A 25420-nucleotide genomic window follows, 5' to 3' on the forward strand; every position below is an offset into this window, starting at 1 on the left:
ACCGTTGCCAGGCCCGCACAGGCGGGCCGGATAGACGCCAGGGTCGCGGCGCCAGGACCACACGACTTCACCGTACGCTGCCGGCGTTTCGTCTGCACGGCTCGCGCCGCACTGACGCCGCAGCGTCCCATCGCAACCCGCACCACGTTCCGTGACGATCGCGCGAACGTCCCTCATGGCGGCGCGGGCTGGACGGATAGTTAGTTCGGATTTACGAAATAGTCAAGCGTAATTTCTGAAAATCATTGTTCATATGCCGAATTTCGGAAATTCGCAGCCGGTCCAGACGGTTACCCGCCGGGTCGCGGCGCGATGCCGCGATGGGCCAATTTCCACCGCGAGCGCCTTCCGCCTGCGCGGGCTGTCGTATATGAGAGATTCGTCACCGCAGCGTGCCGACAAATCGCCAAAATCGAATGGCGGCGTAAAGGTGGCCTTCTTACCCAAGTTACCCAGCGCGGACAGGCATCTTGAACCGGGGCATGGCATGGCAAGTCATCTGACGGCGCCGCAACATACCGCAGCGATGCGGCGCCGGGGGCCTCACGCCCTGGCGGCACTGGCGGCGGCGGCAGCGCTGGCGGCTCTGACCGGCGAGGCCGCGGCCAGACCGGCGAAGCCCGCCGCCCCCACCGAGACGGCGGCGCCGCGCGATGCCGGAGAGCCGATCATGGCGATCGTGTCGATCAAGAGCCAGCAGGTCACGCTCTACGACGCCGAGGGCTGGATCTTGCGCGCCCCGGTGTCGACCGGCACCACGGGACGCGAAACGCCCGCCGGCGTGTTCGCCGTGGTCGAGAAGAACAAGGAGCACCGCTCCAACATGTATGACGATGCCTCGATGCCGCACATGCAGCGCATCACCTGGAACGGCATCGCGCTGCATGGCGGCCCGCTGCCGGGCTATGCGGCCTCGCACGGCTGCGTGCGGCTGCCGTTCAGCTTTGCCGAGAAGCTGTTCGACAAGACGCGGATCGGCATGCGGGTGATCATCTCGCCGATCGACGCCACCCCGGTCGAGTTTTCCCACAAGGCGCTGTTCGCGCCGAACGCGGAAGCCGTCGCGGCGGCTCCGGCACGCGCCGAGACGCTGGCGCGCGAGGCTGCGGAAGCTGCCAAGGCGGCCGACGAGGCGAAGAAGGGCGCGACGGCCGCGCTGCGCGAGGCGGCAGCGCTCGCGGCGTCGCTAAAAAAGCAGGAATTGCTCAAGGCCCGTGCCGACGCGGAGCTTGCGTTCGCCGACAAGGCGCTCGCTGCCGCGAAGACGGATGAAGCAAAGGCCAAGGCCGAGGACGCCAAGCAGAAGGCTGCCGCCAAGGCTGCAGACGCCGCAACGCAACTCGACGCCGCCAGGACCGAGGCGAAATCGAAGCCCGACGCCGCCGCGGTCAAGGCCGCGACCAAGGCGGCGGAAGCGAAAAAGGCCGAGACCGCCAAGGCGGCGGGCCAGGCGAAGCTCGCGCTCGAGCCGGTGTCGGTCTACATCAGCCGCTCGACACAGAAGCTGTACGTGCGGCGCAACACCCACAAGCCGCTGCCGGATGCCGGCGTGATGTTCGATTCGAGCATCGAGGTGCCGATCAGGATCCGCGATCCCGGCAAGCCGATCGGCACGCATGTGTTCACGGCGATGGCGAGCAACGGTGCGGACCTGCGCTGGAGCGCGGTCACGATCGACAATGCGGACAACGCCAATAACGCGCTCGACCGCATCGCCATCCCGCAGGAAGTGCTCGACCGCATTGCGCCGACTGCGGTGCCGCGATCCTCGATCATCATCTCGGACGAGCCGCTCAGCAAGGAGACCAACTACCGCACCGAGTTCGTCGCGGTGCTGAGCAACCAGCCGCAGGGTGGCTTCATCACGCGCGCGCCGACGCCGGTCTACGTTGCGGAGCAGAGCGCCTTTGGCGAAGGGTTCGGCTTCTTCTTCAATCCCAATGTGTATTCCCAGCCTGCCAATCCGCCTCGGCGCGGCGGCGGCCAGAACTATTATCAGCCGCATCCGGGCTATCAGCAGCAACCGGGCTATCAGCAGCCGCCGCCCGCCTACCAGCCGCGACCGCGCGGCTGGTAGGCGCAGGCTGCGCTAAACCGCAACCGGCGACCGCCGCGCGAGTTCCTCGACATAAGCGAGCAAGCGCTCGGTTGCCTTTGTCGCTCGCTCGGTATCACCAATAGCGATGGCGCGGGCGATGTCGATATGGCTCTCGACGCCTTCGCGCGGCAGCGTGCGGCCGTGGTGCACGAACCAGAAGCGCCGGTTCTGCGTCGAGATCAGGCGCATCATCGAGGCCGCCGTCGTGTTGCGGCAAGCGGCAAGGCATAGCTGGTTGAATTCGGCATCGAGCCGCGCGAAGGCGTCGAAGTCGTCGCCCTGCAGCGCGTCGGACATGTTCTCCGCGATTTCGGCGAACTGCCGGCGCTGCTCCGGCGTGGCGCGCACTGCTGCGCCGCGGACCACCACAAGTTCGAGCGGACGGCGCACCTCGATCACGTCGAGTTCGTCGCCGAACCGGCAGTCCGACACCACACATCCCTTGCGCGGCATGATCTGCAAGAGATCCTCGCGCGAAAGGCGCTGCATCGCCTCCCGAACCGGCGTGCGGCCGATGCCGAGCCGTTCGCACAGTTCCGCCTCGGAAACGAAAGCTCCTGGCCGCAACTCAAGCATGGCGATCATCCGTTCGAGCTGCGCGTAGGCCTGATCCGTCAGGCTGGAGAGCTCGGTCTTGGCTGGCGCCTTGGGCCGGGGACGGCGAGATTCGGGTTGACGTTGTCTCATATATCAGTTCATATATCAGATGACGTCGGCCGGGGAAACGGCCGGATGCGAGAAAGGAAAAGGTGGACGAGGCATGGCGCGAGCTCCTGTGACCGATTGGGCGTCCGACTGGGATCATCTCGATCCAGCCTGGGTCGGCAATCCATATCCGATCTGGCAGGGATTGCGCGACAGGTGTCCGGTTGCCCGCACCGATCGCTATCGGGGCGTCTATTTCCCGACGCGATATGCCGATATCCGCAAGGTCGCCTATGATCCCGACCGCTTTTCCTCTCGGCGTGTCGTGGTTCGCGAAGGCGAGTATCGCGTCAATTCGCCGCCGATCACCTCCGACCCGCCCGAGCACCGGCCGATGCGCATGGTGCTGATCCCGCCGTTCACGCCGCAGGCGGTGGCCAAGCTCGAACCGCAAACAAGGTCCGTGTGTAACGAGTTGATCGACCGCATCCTCGTACAAGAGGCCTGCGATGCCGCCGTCGACTATGCCCAGCACATTCCGGTTCGAATCATCGCCCACATGCTGGGGATACCGGCCGAACATGGCGATCGATTCCGCGCCTGGATCACCATGGCCCTGCAGGAGGGCGTGACCAACCAGGCAGCGCTGAAGCAGGCCGAGCAGGAGATATCGGAATATTTCGCGGCGCAGATTGCCGAGCGGCGGACACGGCCGGGCGACGATCTCGTCAGCTTCCTGATCGAGGCGCGGCATCCTGACGGCGAAGCGTTCACGGACCGCCAGGTGCTCGGTGCGCTGCGGCTGCTATTGATTGCCGGCATCGATACGACCTGGAGCGCGATCGGCTCCTCGCTCTGGCATCTGGCGACGCATCCGCACGATCGCGAACGCCTGGTGAGGGAACCCGCCCTGATAGATACCGCGATCGAGGAATTTCTGCGCGCCTACGCGCCGGTGACGATGGCGCGCGAGGTCGTCGAGGACACCGAGCTCGCCGGCTGCCCGATGAAGAAGGGCGAAATGGTGATGCTGTCCTTCCCCGCCGCCAACCGCGATCCCGACAAGTTTGCGCATGCCGACGCGGTCAAAATCGACCGGGCGGAGAATCCGCACGTGGCCTTCGGGCTCGGCATCCACCGCTGCATCGGATCGAACCTAGCGCGGATGGAGATGCGGATCGCCCTTGCCGAATGGCTGAAGCGGATTCCAGATTTCTCGCTCGACCGGACCCGGCCGATGACCTGGTCGGAAGGCGCGGTGCGTGGCCCGCGCGTGCTGCCGATCGTCATGGCAGCGCGCTGATCGAGACACAACTCAACTGGAGATCAGATGTTCTTCGTCCGCAAACACGCCATCCTCATCGACGCGCCGCCCGCGGCGGTGTTCGACTATGTCTGCAACCCGCATTCCTGGCCCGAATGGCTGGCCGCCTCGCACGAGATCGACGGGCCGAACCGGCCGCTGAAGCTGGGCGAGACCTTTCACGAACAATGGCAGATCCGCCGCGGCATGATCGCGCTGGACTGGACGGTGACCGAGAGCGACCGGCCGAACGCGTGGACCTGCCGCGCCGATACCGATTTCATCGGCCCGATCGTCATCCGTTACACCTTTGCAAGCGAAGAAGGCCGCACCCGATATACCCGCGAGCTCAGCAATCCCAGCCGGCCAGTCGATCCCACTGAAGACCAGCTCGCGCGCATGGACGAGGAGGCGCATATCGGCCTCGCCAATATCAAGAAGCAGGTCGAGCGGCGCTTCGCTGCCGGCTATGTCAGCCCGTATCCGTGCTGAAGTGCAGGAGATCACGCGATGACATCAGGAATCACGCTGCGCGTCGATCCCGACAAATGCCAGGGCCACGCCCGCTGCAGCGCGCTGGCGCCGGAATTGTTTCAACTCGATGAATTCGGCAATGCGCGAGAGCGCCTCGGCACCTGCTCCGAACCTGATCAGATCGACAAGGCCTACGTCGCCCGCGCCAATTGTCCGGAGGAAGCCATCATCATCACCGAGGGTTAGCCGAACTCGGCCCGATCCATCATTCGCGAAGCGCGCACGCGCATGCCAAAAGTGATGGACCGGGCAGCCAATCCAGCCTTGTCCTTTGCCGGGAACACAGGCAGAACCTCTCTTGAGCAAACCCATCCGGAGCTTGAGAACCGTGGCTGAACACCGGCCTGCCGCCTCGATCGCGGCCGTCGAAAGCGGCCTTGCCGCGCAGGGCTATATCGCGAGCCGGCAGATCGCGACCGCGGTCTATCTGGCGCAGCAGATCGAAAAGCCGATCCTGGTCGAAGGGCCGGCGGGCGTCGGCAAGACCGAGCTTGCCAAGGCGATCGCGCATTGGCGCGGGCAGAAGCTGATCCGGCTGCAATGCTACGAGGGCCTCGACGAGGCCAAGGCGCTGTATGAGTGGAAATACGCCAAGCAGCTGCTCTATACGCAAATCCTGAAGGACAAACTCGGCGAAGTGCTTGGAGGAGCCGAGACGCTGCATGAGGCGCTCGCCCAGCTGCACGATTTCGGCGACGTGTTCTTCTCCAAGGAATTCGTCGAGCCGCGGCCGCTGCTGCAGGCGCTGGAACAGCCGGCCGGCTGCGTGCTGCTGATCGACGAGATCGACAAGTCGGATGCCGAGTTCGAATCGCTGCTGCTCGAAATCGTCAGCGATTTCCAGGTCACCATTCCCGAGCTCGGCACGGTGTCGGCGGTGGCCCCTCCCACCGTGATCCTCACCTCCAACAGCGAGCGCGACCTCGGCGACGCCCTGAAGCGGCGCTGCCTGCACCTGCATATCGGCTTCCCCGAGCAGCGGCTGGAGGAGCGCATCGTCGAGAGCCGCGTGCCCGGCATCTCGCAGACGCTGCGCCGGCAGATGGTGGCCTTCATCCACGAACTCCGCACGCTGGATTTGAAGAAGCTGCCCTCGGTGAGCGAGACCATCGACTGGGCGCGCGTGCTGGTGCTGTTGCAGGCCGCCGAGCTCGACCACGAGATCGTCAAGGACACGCTCAACGTGCTCCTGAAATACGAGACCGACATCGAGGCCGCGCTGCCGCAGGTCTCGACCTTCGTTGCCAAGGCGGCGCGGCAGAACGTGTTCGGCTAGCGGGATGGCTCATGCTTGAACCAATCATGTGCTCCAGTTCACCTCTCCCCGCTCTTTCGCGGGGAGAGGTCGGATCGTATCGAAGATGCGATCCGGGTGAGGGGCCGGGCAGGACGTCTCCGCTGGGACGATCCTTCCGACGTGAGTTTTGGGGTCCCGGATTCGGTGAGTGTAGTTGTGCGGCGAGCTCCTCGGCTTGCCCCTCACCCGCCGCCTTCGCTGCGCTTCGGCGTCGACCTCTCCCCGCAAGAGAGCGGGGAGAGGTGGCCCCTCGCACCAGCGCACCATGAGAGAGAACCTGCATCGCTTCTTTCGGGCGGCGCGGGGAGCCGGGGTCCGGGTCTCGCCCGCCGAAAGCATCGATGCGATGCGCGCGGTCTCCAAGATCGGCTTCAACGACCGGCAGATCCTGCGCGACACCTTCCTGGTGACGCTCGCCAAGACGCAGGAAGAGAAGCGCGCGCTCGGCGATTGCTTCGACCTGTTCTTCAGCCAGCCGGAGCCGCCGCCGCCATCGGCGCCGGACAATGACAATGCGGATGAGGACGGCGAAGCCGGCGAGAGCGGCCAGGCCAATGGCGGCGGCGGTGGCGGCGAAGCGCCTGACGGCGCGGATGCTTCCGAGCGGGAAGCATCCCCTACCGCCGGCGGCCAGCCGGGCGAGGGCCTCGGCCCGCTCGCCCAGATGCTGCTGAGACAAGACCGGAACGAAATCCAGGCTGCGATCGCCAGCGCGGCCAACGCCGCCTCGCTCTCCGATATCCGCTACTTCACCCAGCGCGGCATCTTCTCCGGCCGCATCCTCGAGCAGATGGGGATCGGCCGGCTACGTGACGATCTCGACAATCTGACCGCAACCAACCCATCGCAGGCCGAGCGGCTGCAGGCCGCGACCGACGGCCTGCGCGACGCCGTGCGCGAAACGGTGGCGCAGGCGCTGCTGCTCTACGGCCGCGAGGAAGCGGAAAACCTGCGCAACGAGATCCTGCGCAATGCGCCGCTTTCGCGGATCGAGCCGCGGCAGGTCGAGGAGATGCGGGCGCTGATCCGCAGGATCGCGCGCCGGCTGCGCGAGCGCTACTCCAAGCCGCGCAAGCGGCAGCGCCGCGGCCATCTCGACGTGCGCCGCACGCTGCGCCGCAACGCCGCCTGGGGCAGCATCCCTTTCCTCACCGCATGGAAACGCAAGCACCGCGACCGGCCGAAGATCGTCGCGCTGTGCGACGTCTCGGGCTCGGTGGCGCGGGTGTCGGATTTCTTCCTGCTCTTGATCCACAGCCTGCACGAGGTGGTGGACGACGTGCGCTCGTTTGCCTTCTCCGGCCACCTGATCGAGGTCAGCGACATCCTGGAGAAGAAATCGCCGGAAGCGGCGATGGCCGAGATCATGTCCAAGGTCGGCTTCGGCTCCTCGGACTACGGCAGCTCGCTCGCCGATTTCGAGGACGAGTGGATGAACGCGATCACGCCGCAAACCACCGTGATCGTGCTGGGCGACGCCCGCAGCAACAATCTCGATCCGCGCGCCGACATTTTGCGCCGCATCGCCGAACGCTCCAAGCGCGTGGTGTGGCTCAATCCCGAAGGCCGCATGGCCTGGGGCTTTGGCGATTCCGAGATGCCGCGCTATGCGACCTTCTGCAGCGTGGTACGCCAGTGCGCCACCGCCAAGCAGCTGGAGCGCGCGGTGTCCGACATCGTGGCGACCTATCAGTAGGCGGAGGCCGGCGATCCCCTCGCTGGCGGGCTTTGCGATTGCGCCATGGCAATACTACAACTTCTCCAATACGAGGCAATCCATTTCAGGAATCCATAACAAGTCCGGGGAATCACAGCATGAATTCGATCTCGCGAGCGGCAATCGCAATCGGCACGTTTCTTTGTGCGGCGTGTGCAACGGAGGCGGCCTTTGCGCAGTTCCGCGCCCAGTACGGCGTTGACGTACTGGCAAGCTGCACGGAGCCCGCCATCAAGGATATTCCGCTTCACATGGAAGGAACCGGAGTCCTCAAGACCGACCGGTCGGCGGAGGTGACCGTCGATGGCTCGCTGGGGTGGAGCACCTACGGGACCAAGCTCGGCCAGACATCGAAAGCACCGGGTGGGTCTGCCGCGCTCCGCGTCACCGGCAGGAGCAGCCTGCGGGCAATCCGCGATTATCCCAACCACCAAATGATCATCGACATGCATGTGTCGGGCAAGGAATGCGCCATCACAGTCCGGAACGTGCTGAAGCCCGGCAGGCGCGACTACATATTCGTCAGCGGCGGCGGCAGCGCCACTTGCGAAAAGCCCAGGATCGTGAGCTCGGCGTGCCAGGCCTTCTGACCGGGGCTCTCGCCGAGGCGCCGCGGCTGCTCAGCTCGCGAACGCGTTCCCGGCGCTGACCGAGCACGCCACGCCGGAGACCTGCGCCGGTCCGGTTTGCGTGTAGGTCTTGCCGTCCAGCCCCTTGTAGACGATCGGCTTGCCGCTCTCGGCGCCCACGATCGCCCTCGCCGAGCAGCTCGAGAACGAAGGATCGAAGTTGATCGCGATCTGCATCGCGCCGCTGGGAAAGACGATGACGCCGACCATGCTGTTGCCGGCGATGCGCATGTTGGTTTCGCCCGGCCCCTTCTCGAGCCTGTCCTGCATCTTGCCGACACGGCGGTCGGCCCTGGCGAACACGCGTCCCTGGCTGGATATATAGTATGTCCGCGTCACGGCGCGCGGGTTGGCCTGGGTCGATCCGTCGGAGCCGCGCGCCGGGACCGTGATCGAGAAGGAAACCGTGACCGATTTGTTCAGCGCCTGTTGCGGGGCAGCATGAGCCGCCCCAGCGATGAACGCCCCTGCCATCGCCAGCACCGCGAGCTCACGGATATTCCTCTCAGCCATTCTGGTCCTCCCCGCCGTTCGCGGCTAGTCTGTCAGTGCAGGACATCACCGACAATCGTCTGTCCTGCACCGTCAAAGTGGTCACACCCGATTCATCACGGAAGGCATTCGCGAGCCAATGATCAATCTGCCCGCCATGCGCATCAACCGACGCCTTGCGCTGCTTCTGCTGTCCGGATGGGCGTTGACGCTGTCCGCTGCCGGCCCCGCGCATGCCGCCGACCCGGTCTGCCTGTATCAAAGCCGGACCTACAGTGAGGGCGCCTTCATCTGCGTCCAGAGGTCGCTGATGCAATCCTGCACCTCCGACGGCAGCCGGCTGGTCTGGCGGATCGTTGCCGACAAGGATATCGGCGACCGCTGCGTGAGCCCGATTCCCTCGGCCCAGCCGCGCAAACGAATGGTCCACCGCACCCGCATCGCCCGTCAGGTCGTCGCTCCCGCACAACCGGATTCGGCCAAATGCTTCGTCTTCAACGGCAAGCGCTATTGCGAATAGGCACGGACGGGCGATGCAGCACCGGTCGAGCATTCATTCAGCCGCCGAATGCATTGCCCGAGGCGATCGAACAACTGATATTCGAGAATGAGACGGGGCCCGTGGCCTCGCGCATCGTTCCGTCGACACCCTTCCACCTGATCGGGTGGCCGTTGTCGCGTCCGGCCACGATGCTGGCGCTGCAGCTCTGGCCGGAGGGGTCGACGCTGATGGTCATCTGCGCGGCACCGCTGGAGAACTTCATCACCCCGATGATCTTGTCGCCGGCAAAGCGGAGGTTGTTGCCGGCTTCGCCGGGACCGGCCTCCTTGGTCTCGGCCGCATTGCCGTCGCGGCGCGCCACGCGGCCGAAGAGACGGCCAGCGCTGCTGACATAGATCGTCCGCATCGCAATCCGGGAGCCCGACACCGGCGTGCCATCGGCCTTCTTCCCGGGGATGGTCGTGGCGTAAGAGACGGTGATCGATTTGTTGAGAAGCGCAGCCGGAGCGGCCGAGGCCGGCGCGGCGGCGCAGGCAGCAACGAGCAGGCACAGGCTCGTGTTAATCCTTTTCATCGATTCCCCCGGGTATCGGCCGCAGATCGAATTGCGTCAGGTCATTCGCAATAGGTCTTTCCGCTGAAGGTGAAACACTTTCCGCCGCCGCCGCGAGGTGCTGCCGGGGCGGCGCGCGTTGGCGCGGGCGCCTCGCGCGTTGCCGTCTTCGGCTTCGGCGCGGGCTCGGGCCGCTTCTCACAGGCGCCGCTGGAATTGAGGAAATAGCCGGCGCTGCAGCCGATCTGGACGCAACGATCGCCTTCGGCCTTCTGTCCCCTGGCGCAGACCAGCGGACAGACCCGGTCGGTCTTGCTGCGCACGCCGTCCAGCGCATCGAGGCTTGCAAGCTTGATGTCGAACCTGGTCTGGGCGCTCTTGTTGAACAGCTCCAGCGCCTTCCTCGACGAATCGTCCCACTTGCCGTCGGAGCTGCCGGGGTCGCAGCCGACCCGTTTCAGATGGGCCTGCAAGAGGCGGGCGATGTCGGCGGGATCCATCGCCGGTGATGCTGGCGCGGCGGCTGCGACCGGCTCATTCGGCGTCAGCGCCGCGAGCTTCGCATTCTGGTCCTTGCCCTCGCGCTTGGCCTGGTCGACCTGGGCCTGCGCCTCGGCCATCGCCTGGCGCCTTGCTTCCTCGACCTGCTGGCGCGCGGCTTCGGCCTGCTTCTGCGCCTTTTCGAGCTCGCGCCGGGCATCGTCGAGCTGCTTCTTGGCCTGCTCGGCGATCTGCTGGCGCGCCTGGTCGAGCTCCCGCTTGGCCTCCTCCGAAAGCTTCTGTTTGGCTTCCGCGGTCTGGCGCGCGGCCTGCTCCTCGAGCTGCTTGCGGAAATCGACCGCCTTCTGCGCCGCCTGCTCCTCGGCTTGGCGCCTGGCGTCATCGGCCCTGGCGCGGCCCTGCTCCGCCGCCGTCAGCTTGCTCATCTGCACGCGGGCAAGATCGGCCAGGAAGCCGTTGGGATGCTTGACGAGGAAGGAGCCCCACGCCTCCCTGGTCGCGACCTGCGCGGCAAGTTCGTAATCGACGCGCGATTCGGCCTGCGGATCGGCGGGCTTGGCCGCTTGCGGCACCAGCGACATGTTGTTGCCGCCGAGCGATCCGTAGACGAACGGCTCCTGGCGGTTGCCGGTCGACTTCAGCACGTCGTCGCGAACGCGGCCGAACGCGATGCGCAGATCGAGCCCGGGCTCGGTGATGTGCTTCATCAGGGCGATCGCGAACGGGCTGTTCTGGCCGTCGCCGTCGGCCGCCACCGCGCCGGCCTTGGCGGCGTAGGCAATCAACGTGTCCGACATGGTCGGCTCGATCTTGGCAAGTCCGCGTCCGATCGCACGGCTGGCGACGGTGCGCTTCATGGTCCTGGTGAAGGGATTGTCGCGGCAGGCATCGAGGATCACGAGCTTCAGCCGTCTCGCCGGATCGAGCGCCTTCAGCACGCGGTCGAGCGAAATGGTCTCATCCTCGATGTCGAAGTCGCTGACGAGCTTTGCGTCGGCGGGCACCAGGTAGTTGATGCCGTCGACCTCGATGCCGTGACCGGCATAGTACACGACGGAGATGTCGGCATCCCGCGAGGTCTCGGAGAACTCGCGGATGGACCGCCGCAGCTCCGCGACGCCGAGATCGCGCTTGCTGACGACGACGTCGAAGCCGGCCTTGCGGAACAGGGCAGTCATCGCCTCGGCGTCACGCGACGGATTCGGCAGCTGCGGCACCTGCTGATAGGTGGATACGCCGACGACGAGGGCGACCCGCTTTTCCGCCAGCGCCGGTTCTGCGGAAAGGCAGAGCAACAAACCCAAAACGATCAAAAATGCGGATCGCATGGCAAGCCCCGAAAAACGAATGCCCAATCATATCAATGCCGGGAAATGCGGACAATGTGTCTGCAAGACCCTCAGTTAGTTCTTCTGTACACCGACAGGAAGTCGGGCGCCGCCATAGCAACCTCTGCGAGCTGACCCTTCCGAATCCCGGACGAGCCTGCCATAAGCACTAATCCACCAGCCACCGGTTCCATGTCCGCCACGCCCCCATCCGCCCTGTCCCTGCTCAATTCGGTCTTTGGCCTGACAGCCTATCGCGGCGCGCAGGAAGAAATTGTGCGCCACCTCACAGAGGGCGGCAATTGCCTGGTGCTGATGCCGACCGGCGGCGGCAAGTCGCTGTGCTACCAGTTGCCTTCGCTGCTGCGGGAGGGCTGCGGCATCGTGGTCTCGCCGCTGATCGCGCTGATGCGCGACCAGGTGGCGGGGCTGGCCGAGGCCGGCGTCAACGCGGCGGTCTTGAATTCGACCCTGTCGCCGCAGGAAGCCTTTGAGGTCGAGCGGCGGCTGATCGCGGGCGACCTCGACCTGCTCTATGTCGCTCCCGAGCGGCTGTTGATGCCGCGCTGCCTTTCCCTGCTGGAGCAGGCCAGGATCGCGCTGTTTGCGATCGACGAGGCGCATTGCGTGTCGCAATGGGGCCACGACTTCCGCCCGGAATATATCGGGCTCTCCGTGCTCGCCGAGCGCTTTCCCGACGTGCCGCGGATCGCGCTGACGGCCACCGCCGACGAGCTGACGCGCAAGGAGATCGCCGAGCGGCTTTCACTCACGGATGCGCCGTGTTTCGTCGCGAGCTTCGACCGGCCGAACATCCGCTACGAGATCGTCGACAAGCAGAACGCGCTCAACCAGCTGAAGAGCTTCATCGCGGAGCGCCATCCGGGCGAGGCCGGCATCGTCTATTGCCTCTCCCGCGCCAAGGTCGAGGACGTCGCCGGCTCCCTGCGCGACGCCGGCATTGCCGCGCTGCCCTACCACGCCGGCCTCGACGCCGCGACGCGCGCCCGCCACCAGGACCGCTTCATCAACGAGGACGGCATCGTCATCGTCGCCACCATCGCCTTTGGCATGGGCATCGACAAGCCGGACGTGCGCTTCGTCGCCCATCTCGATCTGCCCAAGAGCATCGAGGCCTATTACCAGGAGACCGGGCGCGCCGGCCGCGACGGAAAACCTTCCAGCGCCTGGATGGCCTATGGCCTGTCCGACATCGTGCAGCAGCGCCGCATGATCGACGAATCGACCGGCTCTGACGCCTTCAAGCGGGTCTCGATCGGCAAGCTGGACGCGCTGGTGGGGCTCGCCGAGACTGCGCATTGCCGCCGGCAGCGCCTGCTCGCCTATTTCGGCGAGGAGCTGCATGAAGGAGGTTGCGGCAATTGCGACAATTGCCTGAGCCCGCCGAAGGTGACCGACGGCAAGGTCGTCGCCCAGAAGCTGCTGTCCTGCGTCTATCGCACCGGGCAGCGCTTCGGCGCCATGCACCTGATCGACGTGCTGGTCGGCCGCCTGACCGAGAAGGTCACGCAGTTCGGGCACGACAAGCTTTCCGTGTTCGGCGTCGGCCGCGAGCTCAACGAGAAGCAATGGCGCGCCGCGCTGCGCCAGCTGGTAGCGATGGGCCATCTGCGCGCCGACAGCGAGGCGTTCGGCGCACTGAAGCTGACGGAATCCTCGCGTGGCGTGCTGAAGGGCGAGACCGAGGTGTGGCTGCGCGAGCAGGCGGCCGGCACGCGCAACCGCGCGATCCGCGGCAACTCACGGCGCGGCCAGCTCGCAGCCCAGCCCAACGGCGGCGGCAAGGGCGATCCCGCCCTGCATGCGGCGCTGAAGGCGTGGCGCTCGGAGATCGCGCGCCAGCGCGGCGTGCCGGCCTATGTGGTGCTGCACGATTCCACCATCGACGGCATCGCCGCGACACGTCCGGAGACATTGTCGGCGCTGCGCGGCATCGCCGGGATCGGCGACAAGAAGCTGGAGCACTACGGCGAGGAGCTGATCGCACTGGTGCGCTCGACCGGCGCATAAGCAGCCAGGCCCGCCGCTACGATCCGCCACCCAGGACGTTGCCGGCCTGCACGGAACAGCTCACGCCGCCAACGCTGACGGAACGGATTTCAACCAGCTTCTTGGTGATCGGGCTCATCGAGATGCTGCTCTTTCCGGATTCGAAGCCCGTTCCTGCCGAGGCAGTACAGCCGGCAAAGCCGCCGTCAAACCGGACGACGATGCGCCGGGCACCTCCGCGATTTTCCCTGATGACCGTCATCGACTGGCCGTCGAAGCTGGTGTGGACGTTTCCCTCACCGGCAACCCGGTCCAAGGTCCCGGAGCCGCTTCTGGTGCTGTTGACCTGACGGGTAAATGCACGACCCGCGGTGCTGATGTAAACGCTGAGGCTATGCGTTGCGTTCACGCTCCGCCATTCCGTCTCACCGACATGGCGCTGCGATCGCGTCTCGCTCCAGTTGACCACGACCGACTTTCCCATCAGCTGAGATGGGGGTGCCGCCATGGTCACGCTGGGAAATGCCAGTATCGACATGGCAAATGCGCAATATCCCCGTTTGGTCATGATGTCCTTCTCAACGTGATCGAAGCACGTCCATCGGCAGGCGAACCGGCTTGCGAACCGCCTATGCCGTTGGTTGCGTCAGTTGTTGCCTCCCTCATGTCCCACGCTCTTCAACACTTCGTCCACCGCCGCACCCAACCGGTCGACGATCATGTCGACATCGCCTTCGCTGACGATGAAGGGCGGCGCCAGCACGACGTGGTCGCCGATCCGGCCGTCGACCGTGCCGCCCATGGGATAGCAGGCAAGCCCGCGCGCGAAGGCCTCGGCCTTGATCCTGCCGTTGAGCTTCAACGCGGGATCGAACGGCGTCCGCGTCGCACGGTCGGCGACCAGCTCGACCGCCCAGAACAGGCCGCGGCCCCTGACATCGCCGACATGGCGATGATTGCCGAAGCGTTCGACCAGCCGCCGCTCGAGCAGCGCGCCGCGCGCCTTCACCCGGTCGAGCAGGTTTTCCTCGGCCACGATCTTCTGCACTTCGAGCGCAGCAGCGCAGGCCATGGGGTGACCGAGATAGGTGTGGCCGTGCTGGAACGCGCCGGAGCCGTCGCGGATGGTGTCGACGATCCGCGCGCTCGTCAGCATCGCGCCGATCGGCTGGTAGCCGCCGCCGAGACCCTTGGCGATGGCCTGGATGTCGGGCGAAACACCCTCCTGCTCCCAGGCGTGCAACGTGCCGGTACGGCCCATGCCGCACATCACCTCGTCGAAGATCAGAAGCGCGCCGTGGCGGTTGCAGATCTCGCGCACCGCGCGGAAATAACCTTCCGGCGCGGTTGCGCATCCGGCGGTGGCGCCGACCACGGGCTCGGCGATGAAGGCCGCCACCGTGTCGGGACCGAGGCGCTGGAATTCGGCTTCCAACTCCGCCGCGAGCCTTGCGGTGAAACCGGCCTCCGATTCGTCGTCGCGCTTCTCGTGATAGGCAAAGGCCGGGCTCACATGGCTGAACGCGCCGGACAACAGCGGCGCATAGGGCTCGCGGCGCCAGGCATTGCCGCCGGCCGACAGCGCGCCGAGCGTATTGCCGTGGTAGCTCTGACGGCGGGCGATGAAGCGGGTCCGCTGCGGTTGCCCGCACTCGATGAAATATTGCCGCGCGATCTTGATGCTTGCTTCGACCGCCTCCGATCCGCCGCTGACGTAATAGACGTATGCCAGCCCACCCGGCTCGTGGCCGACCAGCCGTTCGGCCAGCTCCTCGGCGGGCTCGGAGGTGAAAAAGCCGGTATGGGCATAGGCGAGCTTGTCGGCCTGCCGCTTCATCGCCTCGATCACGCGCGGATTCTGATGTCCGAGACAGGAAACGGCCGCGCCGCCGGAGGCGTCCAGCACGCGATGACCGCTCTCGGTCACCAGCCAGACGCCCTCGCCGCTCACTGCCTTCGGCGGCGTTGCGCGAAGATTCCGGTGCATCACACGGCTGGCGGGGGTGCTCATTGACGGTCAACCCTTCTCGGTTACTTGTCGGGACGGTGTCGGCAGGGCGCGCCGCGGCTTCCAACCGCGGCATCGAGGCGCCGCCCACGTTAGGAACAAAACCGGTAAATTTGCAACCAATCGGCTAAGCGCGGTTTTACGGCTTTGCGGCATCCTGCCGGATCGAACGCTCCCCGGAGCGGCCTCAGATGGGCGAAGACCATGGCAGTGTTAGACCCGAAAGTCAGGGTACAGCGCGAACCGCGGCGGCAGCTGCGCAACCGCGTCACCTGGATCAGCTTCGGTGAGGGCGACAAGCGGCGCGAATGCACCGTGCTCGATGTCTCGCCGGGCGGCGCCAAGATCGTCACCGATGTCGCAATCGACGTCCGCGACCGCTTCGGGCTGACGCTGTTGCCCGAGCACCCCGGCCGCTATGAATGCGAAGTGGTGTGGCGCCGCGGCAAGACCTACGGCGTGAAATTCGTGCAGTAGAATTGTGCGAGAACCTCTCCCCGCTCTTTGCGGGGAGAGGTCGACGCCGAAGGCGGCGGGTGTGGGGGGCGAGCCTAAACGCTTGCCCAGCAACCGCACTCACCGAATCCATGCTTCGAGGACTCGAGTCCGGCGGACCGTCATTGCGGAGATGATGTGCCCGGCCCCTCACCCGCCGCGCAAGAGCGCGGCGACCTCTCCCCGCAAAAGAGCGGGGAGAGGTAAATTGCCCGCCTCACATGCTGCGCGTCGATGCGTCGACCCGGGTGGTGACCGGGACCGCCTCCATCGCCGCGCGAATTTCCTTTGCGGTCCGCAGCGCGCGGCGGATGAACGGATCTTCGGAATCGCGGTTGAGCGTGAGCAATCCGGAGCAGTGCTCGCAATTGACCTGATAGCCGTCGCGCACGCGCTGGGCGCGGTCGCGGAACATCCTGGTGCATTTCGGGCACCTGATTCTCACCCTGTCATCGATCACTACATTGGCCTCCATCCATGAGGCCGCCACCATGGCAAGGGCCGGCTTGCGACGACGCTAAGCCGGCACGTCGCATTTGAGCGAAGCAAATCGCTTCAATTTGACTTCAGCTTCACGTAGCGGCCGGGCGCCGGCTCGATGACGCGATAATCCGCGTTGCCCGCCTGCGCGGGGGCTGCGACCGTGCCGGTGGAATGTCGCTTCAGCCAGCCGTCCCAATCGCCCCACCAGCTACCCGGATGCTCCTCCGCCTTGCCGAGCCAGGCGTCCGCATCGCCGCTGACGTCGTCGTTGATCCAGTGGCTGCGCCGGCTCTTGGCCGGCGGATTGATGACGCCAGCGACATGGCCGCTGGCCGCCAGCACGAAACGCGGCTCCTTGCCCATCAAGTCCTTGGTGAGATAGGCGCTCTTCCACGGCACGATGTGATCCTCGCGCGAGGCGAGCAGATAGAGCGGCACCTTGACCTTCGACAGATCGATGTCCTCGCCGCATTGCGTGGTCCGGCCCGGTTCCCTGATCTTGTTCTCGAGATAGGTGTTGCGGGTGTACCAGCAATACATCGGGCCCGGCAGGCTGACGCTGTCCGAATCCCAATACAGGAGATCGAACGCATCGGGCGTCGCGCCCTTCAGGTAGCTGTCGACGACGTAACGCCAGATCAGGTCGTTGGCGCGCAGCGTGCCGAAGGTGAAGGCCAGTTCCTTGCCCGGCAGGATGCCGCCATTGCCGATCGTGGCTTCCCGCAGCACGACGTGACCCTGATCGATCAGGAGCCCGATATCTCCGGTATCCCTGAAATCGACCATGGTGGTCAGCAAGGTGATGGTCGAGAGCTTGTCCTGGCCGCGTGCGGCCAGCACGCCGGCCGCGCAGCTCAGGATCGTGCCGCCGACGCAAAAGCCGAGCGCGTGCACTTGGTCGACGCCCGCGATCTCGCGCGCGACGTCGATCGCCTTCAGCGGGCCGAGGGTGAGATAGTCGTTCCACGTCAGGTGGCCGGTCTCGGGCACCGCGCTGCGCCAGGAAATCAGGAAGACACGATGGCCCTGCGCGACGGCGTATTCGACGAAGGAGTTTCCCTTGCCGAGATCGAGCAGGTAATACTTGTTGATGCAGGGCGGCACGATCACCAGCGGCGTCTTCTCCACTTCCGCCGTCACCGGCGTGTACTCGATCAGCTGGATCAGCTCGTTCTCGTAGATGACCGAACCCGGCGTGTTGGCGAGATTGCCGCCGACCTCGAACTTGGACTCGTCGACGCGGGTGATGCGTCCCTTCTGGATGTCCTCGATCAGATTGTTCATGCCGGCGGCGAGGCTTGCCGAGCGGGTCTGGATAGCGGTGCGGATCACTTCCGGATTGGTCGCGGCAAAATTCGACGGGCTCATCGCGTCGATGAACTGGCGCGCGTAGAATTTCAGCTGCAGCCTGGTCTTGTCGTCGACCTGGGCCTGCTCGACGAATTCGGTGAGTTGCTTGGAGCCGAGCAGATAGGACTGCTTGAGCAGATCGTAATAGGGCGTCTGCGCCCAGGCATTGTCCTTGAAGCGGCGGTCGCCCTTGCCCGGCTCGATGTTGGATTCGACGCCGAGCGCCTTGACGAGGGTGGTGTTCCAGAACTTCCAGAACTGCAGGATGGCGTCGCGCTGCAGATTGGCCGCGGCGACGAACGGCGAGGTCTCGCGCTCGGCCTGCTTGTCGCCAAGACCCATGGCCGCCGCCATGGCATCGTCGAACTGCTTGAACGATTGCTGGCCGGCCTGCATCAGGCTTTCGAGATAGGCAGACGGGTCGTGTGGCGACCGTGGGCTGTCCATGAAATGGCTCCGGCAATCAACTCAACTGATTGATGCCAGTGTCGCTTCCTGGACCGGAGATGCAAGGGGTGACTGCTGCTTTGGTTGACGCAGCCATGTCGCGATGCAGCAAGGAACCGGCGCCGGTACGACTGTCCGGAATTGCCTGCCTCTCCATTGGTGCAGCTGCGCCGACCAATTGGATGAGATGCGCTTCAACGTGCAGTCGCCTCGACGGCGACCTCGTGGCTGCGGGCGGCCTTGTCTTCCCATGGCCTGCGATAGACGAAGATGACCCTTGCGGTGCCCGCACTTGCCGCTTCGATGCTCCAGCGATGGATGCCGGGGGCACCAAGCAGCCGCTTGCCACCTTCACGCTCCGAAAATCCGCGATCGCCGATGCGCAGGATCGGCAAGTTGGAGCTTGCCTTGGCATCGACTTCCCAGCGGTAGCCGGTCGATGGATTCTCCTCGAGTTCGACGCTCGCGGATTGGCCAACCGCGAGCCTGAATGTCTGCTCGGCAGCTCCCGCTCCGGTGCCAACCGCCATTATCATTACAATGGCCAATGAATATCTGAGCTGCGCACGCATCGACGTTTCTTGTCCGGACCTGGCTTGGCTGATTGACCCTGATCATATCGGGATCGCGATGCGAAGAACAGCAAACCCGGTCGCTAACCTGCCTCACGTCTCCAGCTGCTGGATCGTCATGTTGGCGTGGCGGATGCGGACGCTGAGTTCGCGCCCCAATGCCTGCAGCAGCTTGATGGCGATATCCGGATGCTGCCGGCACAGCTCGGCGAAGGATGCTTCGCTCAGGCCGAAGCCCTCGATGTCCTCGTCGGCAGTGATGGTGGCGGAGCGCGGGCCGCGGTCGAGCAGCGCGAGTTCGCCGAACACGGCACCGGCTGCGAAGGTCACGAGGCGGATGTCGCCGTCGTCGTGGCGGATGTGGACGCTGGCGCGGCCGCGCGTGACCAAATAGAGCGCCGAGCCGGGGTCGCCGCTGCGGAAGATCACCTGCCCCGCCGGCCAGGCTACCGGCTCGAGCCAGTCGCACAGACGCGCGACCTGCTCGGCCGAGAGGCCGGCGAACAGCGGCAGGCGCTCGAGCGGCAGGGCCTGCGACGGCGGGGTTCCGGCCTGCTTCAGGAGATCGTCCTCGGCCCATTCGATGGCGCGGTCGATATCGGGGAAGAAGCGTTCGCCCTTGAACGCGTCGGCGAGCCTTGCTGCGGTCTCGGTGCGGCCGGACAGCACCAGCGCGAGAGGAACGCCGCGGATATGCAGCGCCGCATCGATCTCGCCGAGGATGCGGGCGCCAGTCGAATCGATCTCGGTGATCCGCCGCAATTCCAGCAGCAGGGCGCGCGTGCCCTGCGCCGTCTCGCGGTCGACGATCTGCGCCAGCCGCTCGGCGCTGCCGAAGAACAGCGCGCCCTGCAGCTCGATCACCAGCACGGAGGCGCCGTCGCGATGCAGCACCTCGAGCTCGGCGGGATCGCGATAGCGCCGCGAGCGCACGGTGTCGCAACGATAGAGCCTGCGGATGTTGGAGCGGCTCATCCGCACCACGAACAGCAGCACCGCGAGCCCGATGCCGATGAACACCGCCAGCACCACATTGATGGTGATCGACAGCACCGAGACGAACAGCGAGACGCCGAGATCGAGCGCGATGACGCCGCGCTGCGGCGTGCCCGGCGCAAACAGCCGCATCGCCAGCTGCCGGGTCCAGGGCTCGATGTGCTGAATCGCGACCACCATGATGGCCGCCGACAGCACCGCGCGCGGAAGAAACGCCAGCAGCGGAAACAGCGCGGTCGCAGCCACCAGCAGCACCGCTGCATTGATCAGCACCGACACGAACGATGTTGCACCGAAGGCGCGGTTGACCAGACTGGGCCCGATATTGATGCCGTTGGTGATGCCGCCGAAGCCCGCTGATATCGCGTTGGCGACGCCGAGCCGGACCAGCAGGCGGTCGTCGCCGGTCGAGATCTGGCCCGGCACGCTGGTCAGCTTGGCGCACAAGAGCGCGTCGATGGAGGCGATAATGGCAAGCGCCAGCGCGCCCAGAAAGATCACGGAAGCCGAATTCTCCAGCGGCTGCGCCATGGCGAGGGGCGAGAAATCGACCAGAACCGCGCGCATGGCCGCGCTCGCCGTGAGCTGGCCGATCACCGGACCGAGCCTGTCGCCCAGGCCGAGCGCGATCAGCGCGTAATAGGCCAGCGTGCCGCAGCCGAGCCCGACCAGCAGCGGCGGAATCTTCGCGGTGACGCGCCGCGCGTGCCACATCGCCAGACAAGTGATTGCCGCGACCAGCGCGCTGAGCGGCTTTGCGGCGCCGATCTCGGAGAAGACGCGCGTGAAGCGAACATTGTGATCGAAGCCGAGGACATTGCCGAACTGCACCAGCAACAGCAGCACCGCCGCCATGTTCTGGAATCCCGCCATCACCGGCTGCGGCGCGAACTTGATCAGCGTGCCGAGACGCAGGATACCGAACAGGGCCTGCAGCAGACCGCCGAGCAGGACGATGGCGAAGAACACCAGCAGCGTCGCGGAGACATCAGGTGCGCCGGGATCGCGATGCAGCAGCGAATAGAGCAGGAGGCCAAGGAAGAAGGTCGTGGTGATGCGCGGCGCATAGACGCGGGTCGAGCGATCGCCGAGCACGACGCAGGCGACGCCGGCGATCACCGCCGAGATCAATCCGGCCATCGCGCCATAGGCGAAATACTCGTCGCCCAGCGAGACGAAGGCGAACATGCCGAACGCCATCGCCAGCGGAATGGCTGTCGTGGAGGAGACAAGTCCGGCAATGATCTCGCTGCTGCGCAGCTTGGCTACTCCGGTTTGGGCCTGTCCCGCTCGGCGCTGGCGGCGGAGACGCGAGGTCCGGCCCGGGAAGGCGTTCGCCCGGCAATCAATCCGGTTCGCCGGAACAGGGCAAGCGCCTTGCCTGGATTCGCACAATCCGCAGGCATCCCGCGGTTGCATCGCGCCGGCCAAATCTGGCGCGCTCCTTGCAGTGCACACTGGACCGCACAACGGAGTGCAACGATGCAACCTGACCTATTGATTGTTTGGGCCGCTATTCTGGGAGGATTGACCTTCCTCGCCATGGCCACCGACTAGGCCGGGCATCGACGCCGCAGCAAACGGCCCAATTGCCGGGCAGAGCGGCCTCGCAAGCGAGCACCCAGGCGCCAGGCAAGCCTGCAGATTTGCATGCAATCCACCCCTCGGGCCGGCAGCAGCAACTTCACTGGCCGTCCGACACCGGCGAAACACCGCCCTGCTCCAGACACTGGATGATGTAGGCAGCGGTGTCGCGCGGCAGGATCTGCGCTTCGGCTGCCTTGATGCGGCAGGCTTTCAGCGCACGCAGTCGCGCACGGCGCCTGACCGACTCCAACGGCTCGCGCGTGATCTTCTGCATGGTCGCCGGCTGGCCGTCGGCCTGGAATTGCAGCTCGTAGGTCTGGCCGGCCTTGTCGGTCGCGACGCAAGAGATGGACTTGATCTGCTTGCTTTCGATGTCGCCGACCTGCTTGCAGGTGCCGCTGGCCGGCTCGACCCGCGGCACGCGCACGCCGCCCGCGAGCGGCCGCTCCTTTGAATTGAGCAGCACCTGGTCGACGGTCAGCTCGTAGAAATCGTTGCTGTCGCGGCGCGCCTTGTCGCCGGAGAAGGAGACGATTCGGCCCTTGTCGGCGGGGTCGTCGACGGCAATGGTGAAATAGGCGCGCCCGCTCTCGCCGTGGAAATACTTGACGGCACGGCACGGCAGATTCTGTCCGGCGACACGGAACGTCGTGCACTTGCCCGAGAAGCCGACGATCAGGTCGATGTCGTAATTCTCATCGTCCTTGGCGACCGCCACGACCGGCCTCGCCTGCACCGGCCGCTCGAAAGCAGGCAGCATGAGCGGGCCGGCTGGCGCCGATCCAACCAGAGACAAGACCGCAAGGGGAGCGACGGCGGCGGTGAAGGCGAACCGGTAAAGGCGCATCGCTTATCCGTAAGGTTCGGCGCCAGACCTGTCCAGCGCAGGCGCGATGCGGCCCGCCGTCACCGCTTTCCTTCGATCGCAATCTCCACCAGATATGGCCGATTTGCGGCGACGGCCTTCGCCAGCGCCGGCGCGATGTCATCCGCCTTCTCGACCCTGACGGCTTCGACGCCCATGCCGGCGGCCAGATGCACGAAATCGAGCGCAGGACCGGCGAGATCCATCTGCTGATAGGGATGCTGCGTGCCGGGCTGGAAGTTCTGCCGCCAGACGTCGACATTGTGCTTGAGGATGCGGTACTCGCGATTGGCCAGCACTACGAACACGATCGCGAGCTTGTGGTGGGCCGCCGTCCATAGCGCCTGAATGCTGTACATCGCCGAACCGTCACCGGAGACGGCGACCACCGGCCGATCCGGCATCGCGACCTTGACGCCGATCGCGCCGGCCAGGCCCTGCCCGATGCCGCCGCCGCGTCCGCCGAAATAATCGCCGAAGCCGCGATAGTCGAAGGCGCGGGCGAGATCGAGGCTAGCGGTGATGCTTTCGTCGACGATGACGACGTCGTCGGGCAGCCCGCGCCGCAATTCGGCCGTCACGCGCGGCATCGAAGGCGGCTCGCGATTCCAGGCTTTCTCCAGCCGCGCCTTGTAGGCTTCCTTCTCCCGCGCGCGCGTTTCGGCGAGCGTCCCGTTGCGGCGCTGCGCGGCCGCCTTGAATTCCGCCGAAGCACCGGCACGCACCGCAGCGGTCAGCGCGGCAAGGCTCGCGGCGAGCTCGCCGACGAGGCCCGCATCGAGGCGGTGATTCAAGGCAAGGCGCTCGGGCGACACCTCCACCTGGATCAAGGCCGCGCCGCGGGGAATGTGTCCGCCTTCCGTAAACCAGATGTCCTCGAAGAACGGCCCGCCCAACAGCAAGACGAGGTCGGCACCTTCGAACGCCTTACGGACCTGCGCCGCATCGCCCGGCAGCGATGCGCGATAGTTCGGGTGGCCGGTCGGAAACGATGCGTGGTGACGCAGTCCCTCGAACCAGACCGGGGCGCCGATCGCTTCGACCAGCGCCACCAGCGCATCGGTAGCCCCCGACCGCGCCACGTCGTCGCCGGTGACGACCACGGGGCTTTGCGATTTCAAGAGCGCCGAAGCGAGCTCCGCAACGCCTTTGGGATCGGGAGCGGCCGCGCGCCATAGCCGGTCCGGCACCGCGGCCTCGACCGATGTCTCCTGCTCCAACACGTTGATCGGCAGCGACACGAACACCGGACCCTGCGGGGCGTCGGTGGCGACCTTGAAGGCGCGGCGCAGGATCGGGGCGATCTCGTCGGCCCGCTCGATCTGCACGCTCCATTTGGTGACGGGCGCCGCCATCGCGACGAGATCGTGGCCGAGCACCGGACCGTTGAGCCGCAGGCGGGTATCCTGCTGGCCGGCGGTGACCACGACCGGCGAGTTCGCCTTGAACGCGCCGTAGATCGAGCCGATGGCATTGCCGAGCCCCGGCGCAACATGGACATTGGCGACGGTGGGACGGCCGCTCGCCTGCGCATAGAAACTGGCGGCGCTGACCGCGACGCCCTCATGCAGGGCCATCACATATTCGAGCTGCGGATAGGCCGGCAGGCTGTCGAGCAGCGGCGTCTCCGTGGTGCCGGGATTGCCGAAAATATGGCGCACGCCGTGCGACACGAAGGATTCCATCAGCACCCGGCGACCGCGCATTCCCGTTCTCTCCCAACAAGACTTGTTTTGCCGCAACGATAGCACGGCGGTTTCACCGACCCTAGGCACGCGCCGTGACGGCGCCCTGCCGGGATTGCACTGGACAGCGACAGCGATTTGAGCTTCGCCGCTCGCCAAGCCGCAATCTTGTTGTGTACGATCCTCGCCGGATGAATCGAGGTTCGGATCCCCGCCATGACGAAGATGCGGCAGACCATCGCAGTGACCATCGCAGCCTTGGCCATCGGCGTTCTGCTCGCCGTATCGGGCGGTATCGGGCCCGGCTCCTCCGCCGCCGCGCAGACAGCGCCCGCCAAGCCGCAAGCGGATGTGACCGCGGCCTACAGCAACGCGCTCGCCCAGTTCAAGGCGATCCTGGCCGAGCGGCGGCGGCAGATCGATTCGAGGCAGCCGCTGCCGAACCTGCCGGGGCAGGCGCTTTATCTGGCGCGGAATCTCATGATGAGCACCTACAAGGATCTCACCGACGCGCAGCCGTCGCGAATCGGGCGGCCCAACAAGTACGGCATCCCGCCGCAATATTTCGACGCCGACAGCGAACCGCTGATCGACGAGTACCGCAAGCTGTTCGACGTCATGCAGGCTGCGCCCGCCAATGCGCAGAATTCGGCGACGCCGTTCAAGGACGTCGTCGATCTCGGGCGGGCGATCGCGCGCGCCAAGGGCCTCGATGCGGCCAACGCGGAAACCGCGGGCCGCATCAGCCTGGCGCTGTTCTTCGCCGAGACCAACGGCAACCAGAACATCGGCAACGCGCGCTCCAACAAGTACAAGGGCAGCTTCCAGACCGGCGTGTCGGAGGATGCGAACGGCCGGCGGAAATGGGCCGACATCAAGCCTGCCATCGCCGCCTTCGATCCGGAACTGATCGCGCGCGACAGCAAGGAGGAGGCGCGGCTCGGCAATCTCGACCCGCGCTACAACCACTGGACCAATGTGCGCAACGGCCTGATGAACGCCCACGCCGAGCTGTTCGCGCAGATCCCGGCCATCGCGAAGACGCTGCCGAACCCGATCGACCAGATGAAATTCTTCGAGCTGATCCAGATCGTGCCAAGCCCGACGAAATCCGCGCTCCGGTCGGGCAATCTGCTCGGCTACCGCGTGTCCGATCCGAAGATCATGGGCTATCTGCGCAACAACAGCATGTTCGCCTACGGCCAGTCCGACCGTGCGCGAACCTCGGCGAACTACCGCGAGATCATGGATGCGATGTGGCTGTTCAACGAGAAGTTCGAGCGCGCGCTGGCCGAATACGACAAGGTCAAGCCGCGCTGAGCA

The 25420-nt window shown here is 65.7% G+C and carries 23 protein-coding genes; 11 read left to right on the forward strand and 12 right to left on the reverse strand.

The genetic code is table 11. The annotated features are described in order from the left end of the window. Positions 1-487: 487 nt before the first annotated feature. Positions 488-2077: a L,D-transpeptidase family protein gene (locus tag HZB49_RS13665; protein WP_291612151.1), complete on the forward strand. Its 1590-nt coding sequence runs from the start codon at positions 488-490 to the stop codon at positions 2075-2077. 12 nt (positions 2078-2089) lie between these two features. On the opposite strand, the gene HZB49_RS13670 is transcribed toward HZB49_RS13665, so the two are convergent. Continuing rightward, positions 2090-2785, reverse strand: a complete 696-nt coding sequence (locus HZB49_RS13670) for a GntR family transcriptional regulator (RefSeq protein ID WP_291612154.1) — start codon at positions 2783-2785, stop codon at positions 2090-2092. A gap of 73 nt (positions 2786-2858) precedes the next feature. On the opposite strand from HZB49_RS13670, the gene HZB49_RS13675 reads away from it, so the two are divergent. The 6 genes from HZB49_RS13675 (at position 2859) to HZB49_RS13700 (ending at position 8184) form a co-directional block, all read left to right on the forward strand. Continuing rightward, positions 2859-4046 (forward strand): cytochrome P450, encoded by a 1188-nt coding sequence (locus HZB49_RS13675; protein ID WP_291612156.1) that lies wholly within the window; start codon positions 2859-2861, stop codon positions 4044-4046. Between the two features lie 27 nt (positions 4047-4073). Further along, positions 4074-4538, forward strand: a complete 465-nt coding sequence (locus HZB49_RS13680; protein ID WP_291612158.1) for an SRPBCC family protein — start codon at positions 4074-4076, stop codon at positions 4536-4538. An 18-nt stretch (positions 4539-4556) separates the two neighbouring features. Continuing rightward, positions 4557-4766, forward strand: coding sequence for a ferredoxin (locus tag HZB49_RS13685; protein ID WP_291612160.1), 210 nt, complete (start codon positions 4557-4559; stop codon positions 4764-4766). Positions 4767-4908: 142 nt separating this feature from the next. Beyond that, positions 4909-5856, forward strand: coding sequence for a MoxR family ATPase (locus HZB49_RS13690; RefSeq protein WP_291612162.1), 948 nt, complete (start codon positions 4909-4911; stop codon positions 5854-5856). Positions 5857-6142: 286 nt separating this feature from the next. Continuing rightward, complete coding sequence (locus HZB49_RS13695) at positions 6143-7573, forward strand: VWA domain-containing protein (protein ID WP_291612165.1); 1431 nt, start codon at positions 6143-6145, stop codon at positions 7571-7573. Between the two features lie 119 nt (positions 7574-7692). Further along, complete coding sequence (locus HZB49_RS13700) at positions 7693-8184, forward strand: hypothetical protein (protein ID WP_291612167.1); 492 nt, start codon at positions 7693-7695, stop codon at positions 8182-8184. A gap of 30 nt (positions 8185-8214) precedes the next feature. On the opposite strand, the gene HZB49_RS13705 is transcribed toward HZB49_RS13700, so the two are convergent. Then, positions 8215-8736, reverse strand: coding sequence for a hypothetical protein (locus tag HZB49_RS13705; protein ID WP_291612168.1), 522 nt, complete (start codon positions 8734-8736; stop codon positions 8215-8217). Positions 8737-8854: 118 nt separating this feature from the next. On the opposite strand from HZB49_RS13705, the gene HZB49_RS13710 reads away from it, so the two are divergent. Then, positions 8855-9235, forward strand: a complete 381-nt coding sequence (locus HZB49_RS13710) for a DUF1496 domain-containing protein (RefSeq protein WP_291612170.1) — start codon at positions 8855-8857, stop codon at positions 9233-9235. 37 nt (positions 9236-9272) lie between these two features. Here the strand turns inward: HZB49_RS13710 and HZB49_RS13715 are convergent, their stop codons facing one another. After that, a complete protein-coding gene (locus HZB49_RS13715) occupies positions 9273-9791 on the reverse strand; it encodes a hypothetical protein (protein WP_291612172.1) in 519 nt (172 codons plus the stop codon). 41 nt (positions 9792-9832) lie between these two features. Continuing rightward, positions 9833-11599 carry a caspase family protein gene (locus HZB49_RS13720; protein ID WP_291612174.1) on the reverse strand — a complete coding sequence of 589 codons (1767 nt, stop codon included), beginning with the start codon at positions 11597-11599 and terminating at the stop codon, positions 9833-9835. A 192-nt stretch (positions 11600-11791) separates the two neighbouring features. Between HZB49_RS13720 and recQ the strand changes: the two genes are divergently transcribed. Further along, complete coding sequence (gene recQ, locus HZB49_RS13725) at positions 11792-13630, forward strand: DNA helicase RecQ (protein ID WP_291612176.1); 1839 nt, start codon at positions 11792-11794, stop codon at positions 13628-13630. Between the two features lie 16 nt (positions 13631-13646). Here recQ and HZB49_RS13730 read toward each other — a convergent pair whose 3' ends face one another. Together HZB49_RS13730 and HZB49_RS13735 are read right to left on the reverse strand one after the other, a co-directional pair. Beyond that, positions 13647-14177 carry a hypothetical protein gene (locus HZB49_RS13730; RefSeq protein ID WP_291612178.1) on the reverse strand — a complete coding sequence of 177 codons (531 nt, stop codon included), beginning with the start codon at positions 14175-14177 and terminating at the stop codon, positions 13647-13649. 78 nt (positions 14178-14255) lie between these two features. Beyond that, complete coding sequence (locus HZB49_RS13735) at positions 14256-15620, reverse strand: aspartate aminotransferase family protein (protein ID WP_291612180.1); 1365 nt, start codon at positions 15618-15620, stop codon at positions 14256-14258. A 201-nt stretch (positions 15621-15821) separates the two neighbouring features. Here HZB49_RS13735 and HZB49_RS13740 point away from each other — a divergent pair, with 201 nt between their 5' ends. Beyond that, complete coding sequence (locus HZB49_RS13740; protein WP_291612182.1) at positions 15822-16094, forward strand: PilZ domain-containing protein; 273 nt, start codon at positions 15822-15824, stop codon at positions 16092-16094. A 235-nt stretch (positions 16095-16329) separates the two neighbouring features. Here HZB49_RS13740 and HZB49_RS13745 read toward each other — a convergent pair whose 3' ends face one another. The 6 genes from HZB49_RS13745 to HZB49_RS13770 all read right to left on the reverse strand — a co-directional run bounded on the left by HZB49_RS13745 (position 16330) and on the right by HZB49_RS13770 (position 24118). Then, complete coding sequence (locus HZB49_RS13745; RefSeq protein ID WP_291612184.1) at positions 16330-16527, reverse strand: hypothetical protein; 198 nt, start codon at positions 16525-16527, stop codon at positions 16330-16332. A gap of 140 nt (positions 16528-16667) precedes the next feature. Further along, positions 16668-18392: a class I poly(R)-hydroxyalkanoic acid synthase gene (gene phaC / locus HZB49_RS13750; RefSeq protein WP_291612186.1), complete on the reverse strand. Its 1725-nt coding sequence runs from the start codon at positions 18390-18392 to the stop codon at positions 16668-16670. Positions 18393-18586: 194 nt separating this feature from the next. Further along, positions 18587-18922, reverse strand: coding sequence for a protease inhibitor I42 family protein (locus HZB49_RS13755; protein ID WP_291612188.1), 336 nt, complete (start codon positions 18920-18922; stop codon positions 18587-18589). A 135-nt stretch (positions 18923-19057) separates the two neighbouring features. Continuing rightward, positions 19058-21379 (reverse strand): SulP family inorganic anion transporter, encoded by a 2322-nt coding sequence (locus HZB49_RS13760; RefSeq protein ID WP_291612190.1) that lies wholly within the window; start codon positions 21377-21379, stop codon positions 19058-19060. Between the two features lie 265 nt (positions 21380-21644). Continuing rightward, on the reverse strand, positions 21645-22394 hold the full coding sequence (locus HZB49_RS13765) for a hypothetical protein (RefSeq protein WP_291612192.1): 750 nt from the start codon (positions 22392-22394) through the stop codon (positions 21645-21647). A 59-nt stretch (positions 22395-22453) separates the two neighbouring features. Further along, positions 22454-24118 (reverse strand): thiamine pyrophosphate-binding protein, encoded by a 1665-nt coding sequence (locus tag HZB49_RS13770; RefSeq protein WP_291612194.1) that lies wholly within the window; start codon positions 24116-24118, stop codon positions 22454-22456. Positions 24119-24313: 195 nt separating this feature from the next. Between HZB49_RS13770 and HZB49_RS13775 the strand changes: the two genes are divergently transcribed. Next, entirely contained in the window at positions 24314-25417 is a 1104-nt protein-coding gene (locus HZB49_RS13775) for a hypothetical protein (RefSeq protein ID WP_291612196.1), read from the forward strand. Positions 25418-25420: the final 3 nt, after the last annotated feature.

Origin of the sequence: Bradyrhizobium sp., from assembly GCF_016219575.1 — a bacterium.
Classification (GTDB): domain Bacteria; phylum Pseudomonadota; class Alphaproteobacteria; order Rhizobiales; family Xanthobacteraceae; genus Bradyrhizobium.